Consider the following 5663-nt stretch of genomic DNA (forward strand, 5'->3'; position numbering starts at 1 on the left):
CAGGAAGAGCACGTCCTGGTCCGAGTTGCCGCAGAGCAGCGCCACGTAGGCGCGGGTCCCGACGCTGCCGACCCCGACGACGCGGTGGGCGACGTCGACAACGTGATAACGGTTCAACATGAACCTGCGCTCGCGCGGCAGCGTCTCAGCATAGCGTTCCAACCCAGACGTCACAGCTTCGCGCGTCGCATCATCAACCCGAACCAGGATCGGCGCATCCTCGCGGAAGCGCCAGCCACCGTCTGTACGACGTTCCCCGACGCGGGCCAGCAGACTCTGATTATTCTTCCGCCGAGCCTTCTCAACGGCCTTGGTCACGACCGCTTGAGAGCGTGCATCGATCTCGATCCCGGCGAAGACAAGATCGTCGGCTCGCGATGCTGACTGCCAGACTTCGAGCGATCCGCGAGGGGCAAGATCGTTCATCGTGTGCTGGTAGCCTGCCACGGCGCTCAGCGTCGCCTCCCGACGCTCAGATGGGGGCACGTCAGCGTCGCGAGCTGCCACCTCGATGCTCGCACAGAGCCGCTTTAGATCCCACTCCCACGGTCCAACTGTGACCTCATCGAAGTCGTTGAGATCCAATACGACATCGCCTTGTGGGGTGCCGAACAAGCCGAAATTGGAAATGTGTGCGTCCCCGTTCAGAACCACATCGATTGCGGTGCGAGGACCATGAGCGAGGTCCCAGGCCATGACCTGGGCAGCCCCACGCAGAAAAGCGAATGGTGAGGAAGCCATGCGCGCGATGCGGAGAGGAATGAGGTGCGATTGCCGGCCCTCATGTGCTGCCTCGATCAGCATCACCGGGTCTGGACGATCCGTGCTAACATTCAGTACAGAATGAGCTTTGTGAGGAATTTCGATACGTAGGATTTTGCCGGCGGTGCGCCGCTTGTCCCACGGCTCCACACCTGAACGCAGCTCGATATGTGGAAAGTCTGCTAATGGCTCCAAGACCGCTTCTTCGGCGGCTTTGACCAGAGCCTCTTGCTGATCGTTGAGCAGTGGTGTGATGTCCATAAAGTGTGCTGACCGCTCCATCGACCTCAACCGCTCGCTGCAAATGAAGCTAGCGGCGCGATTACAAATTGAAAGCGCCGGACCAACGTTGGCCGAGTGCATTCTCGGAAGTTTCAGCCGGTAGGCGGTCTCTATGACAGCGATCGTTCTGATAGATGGGACCAACGGTGAGTGCCTTGCGGTGAAGCCGGCCTACGGCTCGCCCTGCAACGGATGCGGCTGGTGCTGCGCGACGCAGGCGTGCAGCGTGGCGCTTGAACACATTCCCGGTCATCCGGCCGAGGGTGCATGCCAAGCGCTCGAACGCGACGGCAAGCGGTTCGTGTGCGGCATGATCCGTCGGCCGGGGCGCTACATGGGACTTCCGAACGATTGGGCGGACGGCGTCCTAGGCGACATGATAGCGGCGACCCTCGGGTCCGGGAAGGGATTCGATGCCGAGTTCTGAACCCCCGATGCAAGCCATCGCTGTTCTGCCCCTTGCCGGGGGCAACCTGCCGGCCGAAGCGCTCGCCCTGGTACGGGACTATCAGCGCGCCTCGAAAGCCAGCGCCACGGTCCGCGCCTACAAATCGGACGCGGCGGTGTTCACGGCTTGGTGCATGGGCCATGGAGTCTCGTCTCTCCCGGCGGCGCCTGACACAGTGGCGGCGTTCCTCTCGCACGAGGCAGCGGCCGGGCGGGCCTCATCTACGATCGGCCGGCGGCTCGTGGCCATTGCCTACGCGCACAAGATCGCCGACCTACCGGACCCAGGCGCGCACGAGACGGTGCATGCGGTTATCAAAGGCATCCGACGCCGGCCCGACACGGAGATCCGTCAGAAGACGGCCGCGACCGCCGAGGTGTTGGCAGCCATGCTTTCGCACGTCCCGCCTGGGCTTGCCGGCAAGCGGGATCGGGCTCTGCTCGGCCTCGGGTTCGCTGGTGCCTTCCGGCATCGAAGTTGGCCGCGCTGCTCGTCTCCGACCTGACCGACCACACCGATGGCCTACGGGTGCTGATCCGACGCTCGAAGACCGACCAGGAGGGGAGGGGGGCCGAGAAGGCGATCCCGCATGGTCGGCATGTCCGCCCGGTAGCACTGCTGCGGGACTGGCTCGCGGCAGCCGAGATCACAGACGGGCCGGTGTTCCGGCCGATCTCGCGGTCCGGTCGGATCAGAGCCGAGGCCCTAACGGACCGTAGTATCGGGGACATCGTGAACCGGTATGCCGGTGCGGCCGGGTTTGATCCGGCAGTATTTGGCGTGACAGCCTGCGGGCCGGGTTCGTAACGACGGCGGCAGAACGTGGGGCCGACCTCGCCCGCATCATGGAAGTGTCGGGACATCGCGACCCGCGGACAGTGCTCGGGTACATCCGCCGGGCGAACGCGTTCAAGGATCATGCGGGGAGCGGGTTTCTGTAAGCCGTCTGTCTGAAAAAAGGTTTGGCCGGCATAGGCCGCGACGGCTAACCACGCAGTGATTCAGACTCGATATCTGAACTGTCGGGGTCGGGTGCGGTTATGGAAACACAACCAAGGAGCCCCGCGATGTCCGCACCCACCAGCCTGAAAGAAGTCTACCTCGACGAGATGCAGGACCTCTGGTCGGCCAATGACCAGATGGTGAGGGCTGCCCAGCAGCTCACCGGTCAGGCGAGTGACCCCAAGCTAAAACAGATGCTGGAGCACTCAGTCGGCGGCATCCAAAAACACACCGACGTGCTCAAGAGCCTGATCCAGGCCAACGGCGGCGAGACCAAGCCGGAGCATTGCAAGGGTATGGAGGGCCTCGTCGCGGAGGCGCTCAAGCACGGCATCAAGGAGGCGCCGAGCGACGGCAAGCTGCGCGACGTGCAGATCATCGCTCAGTACCAGCGCATGTCGCATTACGGGCTCGCGGGCTTCGGCTCGGCCGCTGCCTACGCCAAAGCGCTCGGTCGCAGCGACGACGCGGTCAAGCTCAAGCAGGCAGTCGATGAAATCTACAAGGGGGATACGATGGCCAGTCAACTGGCGGAGAGCGTCGAGCGGGCAGCGGCGTAGGTCGCAGCCGCTTCCACCTTCAGGCGCAAGGTCAAATTGATTTATAGCCAAAAGGCGCCCGGTCGACCACCGGGCGCCATGTCCGTGTGATCTGATGCCAATCCAGCGCGACCACCGCTCGTCAGAAGCTAGGCTTGACCGTCCTCGGCAGCCGTGTCGGGATCGTTTGGCTTCTTCTGCGCCTCGGCCACCGGATCTTTGCTCTCAGGCTCACTCCCGGTAGTTGGATCTGGGACGTTCACGCCCGTGATCGGCACGGTGGGTGGAATGGTAGGCTCGTGATCGCTTCCAGCCATGACCTGATGCTCCCTTACCCGAAGGTACCGTTCAGACGGCGCTTGGAATGCGGCAGCGCTGTGAAGGTGTACGCCAGCGCATAAAATTGGTTGCTCAGCGGCCTTAGGCCACCTCGGAGGTCGTCTCTCCCGTCTCGGCAGCCTAAGCGGCTGCCTTGCGCCGCAGCTGGCCGAGGCCGAGTGAACGCGCCAGGTCGGACCGCTTGGCCGAGTAGGCGGCCGATACGATGGGGTAGTCAGACGGCAGACCGTACTTCGCGCGGTAGCTCTCCGGTGTGAGCCCGCGAAGCGTGAGGTGGCGCTTCATCGTCTTGTAGGTCTTACCATCCTCGAAGCTGACCATGCCGTCCGGCGTGATCGACTTGCGGATTTGGGCCGGCGTCGGCTTCTCGACGGCGGGCTCGGCTGTCTCCTCCTTGCCAAGGCCAGATAACGCCGCGTGCACGGAGGCGATCACGCCAGGCAGCTCACTCAACGACACGCGGTTGTTCGAGACGTAAGCTGCGACGAGGTCCGCCGTCATTTCAAATTCGTCCCGCCCCGAAACGAGCATCGCACCACCAGTCATGTTACTATCTTCGGAATACTTGCCACTCAGCATAACAACTTACCAAATTAGACGTCAAGCTTTTGTTAGGGATATCGCATTAGGAGTTTTTTAGATTTTCTGAGGTTGGACGATGCGGGTTCTGCTAATCGAGGATGATGCGTCGGTAGCGCAGAGCATCGAGCTGATGCTCAAGACGGCCGGGTTCAATCCCTTCGTCACCGATCTCGGTGAGGAGGGAGTCGATCTCGGCAAGCTCTACGATTACGACATCATCCTGCTCGACCTGAACCTGCCTGACATGTCGGGATATGAGGTGCTTCGCAGCCTTCGCCTCGCCAAGGTCAAGACCCCAATCCTGATCCTGTCGGGCATGGCCAGCATCGAGGACAAGGTGAAGGGCCTTGGCTTTGGCGCCGACGACTACCTCACCAAGCCGTTCCACAAGGACGAGCTCGTGGCTCGCATCCAGGCGATTGTTCGGCGCTCACAGGGGCATGCCGAAGCCGTAGTCACGGTCGATGATCTCACGATCAACATTGACAAAAAGTTCGTCAAGGTCGCTGGAACCTCGATCAACCTCACGACCAAAGAGTACCAGATGCTGGAACTCCTTGCTCTGCGGAAGGGCACGGCGATCACCAAGGAGATGTTCCTTAACCAACTCTACGGCGGCATGGACGAGCCCGAGCTGAAGATCATCGACGTGTTCATCTGCAAGCTGCGGAAGAAGCTCGCCAACGCTAGCCAGGGCAAGAACTACATCGAGACCATCTGGGGCCGCGGCTACGTGCTGCGTGAGGGTGTGCCTGAGATGCGGGCTCTAGCGAGCTGAAGCGCCAATCCACAAGCTTCATGTTGTCTGCCACGAACCTGATCCGCCTTGCACCGCGCGATAGCCGCCGCGCTCCGGCTTCTGGCTTTGGCGCTCAACGATGCAGATGGGTTTGGTCCAACAGCGTTTAGACCCAATGAGATAGAATAGGACCATCGCATGGCGGTCCACATGACCCACTCGATTTTCGTGCCGTCGATGCAATGGCTTTGCGATACGGACGTGTCGTGACACTCCTCCCCGATGAGCAGCTTGCATAGACTGATCGGAACCATCGCCCGACACCGCCCATCGCCGGGCATTCGCTACGGCGTACCGTTGCTGCTCGTCACGTTCATGACGTTCGTGCGCTTCCTAGCGCCGGCCTATGTCGCTCCCTTCCTCCTCTACATCCCCGTTCTGTTGGCGGGAAGCCTCGCCTTCGGCCGGGGGGCCGGAACGTTGGTCCTCACGCTTTCTACGCTGATCGCCACTTGGTTCTACACGCGCGACGGGAGCCTCGACGGTGTCGATGTCTCGCTCCTGTGTCAGTACGTGTTGATTGGTGCCGTCATGATCCGGATCTGCGACTCACTGCGTCGGTCCGTTGTGCAGAACGAGGCGACGCTGGAGCGCCTTGACGGTGCGAACCGCACCCTTGTTAGCAACCAATCGGAATTGACCGCTGCTAATGCTCGGGCCGAGGCGGCGAAAGAGGCTGCCGAGGAGCACAGCTGGGCGAAGAGCCGGTTCCTCGCTAACATGAGCCACGAGTTGCGCACGCCGCTATCCGCGGTGATCGGCTATTCGGAGATGCTGGAGGAGGAGGCGGAGGAACTCGGCCAAGACAGCCTCCTAAAGGATCTCGGCAAGATCAAGTCGAACGCCCAGCACCTGCTCGGGCTGATCAACGACGTGCTCGACCTGTCCAAGGTCGAGGCCGAGAAGATGG

At 61.9% G+C, this 5663-nt stretch carries 6 protein-coding genes and 1 pseudogene; 5 read left to right on the forward strand and 2 right to left on the reverse strand.

Annotated features, from left to right (window positions below; translation table 11 throughout):
* On the reverse strand, nt 1-1023 hold a 1023-nt coding region (locus FV230_RS23685), incomplete at its 3' end, for a DUF2252 family protein (protein WP_147844143.1).
* A 133-nt stretch (nt 1024-1156) separates the two neighbouring features.
* On the opposite strand from FV230_RS23685, the gene FV230_RS23690 reads away from it, so the two are divergent.
* The 3 genes from FV230_RS23690 (at nt 1157) to FV230_RS23705 (ending at nt 3054) form a co-directional block, all read left to right on the forward strand.
* Nucleotides 1157-1471, forward strand: coding sequence for a hypothetical protein (locus FV230_RS23690; protein ID WP_147844144.1), 315 nt, complete (start codon nt 1157-1159; stop codon nt 1469-1471).
* A gap of 7 nt (nt 1472-1478) precedes the next feature.
* Nucleotides 1479-1997, forward strand: a complete 519-nt coding sequence (locus tag FV230_RS30985) for a site-specific integrase (protein WP_147844145.1) — start codon at nt 1479-1481, stop codon at nt 1995-1997.
* Between the two features lie 562 nt (nt 1998-2559).
* Nucleotides 2560-3054 carry a ferritin-like domain-containing protein gene (locus FV230_RS23705; protein WP_147844146.1) on the forward strand — a complete coding sequence of 165 codons (495 nt, stop codon included), beginning with the start codon at nt 2560-2562 and terminating at the stop codon, nt 3052-3054.
* Nucleotides 3055-3495: 441 nt separating this feature from the next.
* Here FV230_RS23705 and FV230_RS23710 read toward each other — a convergent pair.
* Nucleotides 3496-3903: pseudogene (locus tag FV230_RS23710) on the reverse strand (MucR family transcriptional regulator); the annotation flags it as partial.
* A 127-nt stretch (nt 3904-4030) separates the two neighbouring features.
* Between FV230_RS23710 and FV230_RS23715 the strand changes: the two are divergent.
* Both FV230_RS23715 and FV230_RS30990 read left to right on the forward strand, forming a co-directional pair.
* Nucleotides 4031-4732: a response regulator transcription factor CtrA gene (locus FV230_RS23715; RefSeq protein ID WP_147844147.1), complete on the forward strand. Its 702-nt coding sequence runs from the start codon at nt 4031-4033 to the stop codon at nt 4730-4732.
* Between the two features lie 243 nt (nt 4733-4975).
* Nucleotides 4976-5663 (forward strand): histidine kinase dimerization/phospho-acceptor domain-containing protein (locus FV230_RS30990; protein WP_281408319.1); only part of this gene is annotated, 688 nt, incomplete at its 3' end.

The sequence above is a fragment of the Methylobacterium sp. WL6 genome (assembly GCF_008040095.1).
Taxonomy (GTDB): Bacteria; Pseudomonadota; Alphaproteobacteria; order Rhizobiales; family Beijerinckiaceae; genus Methylobacterium.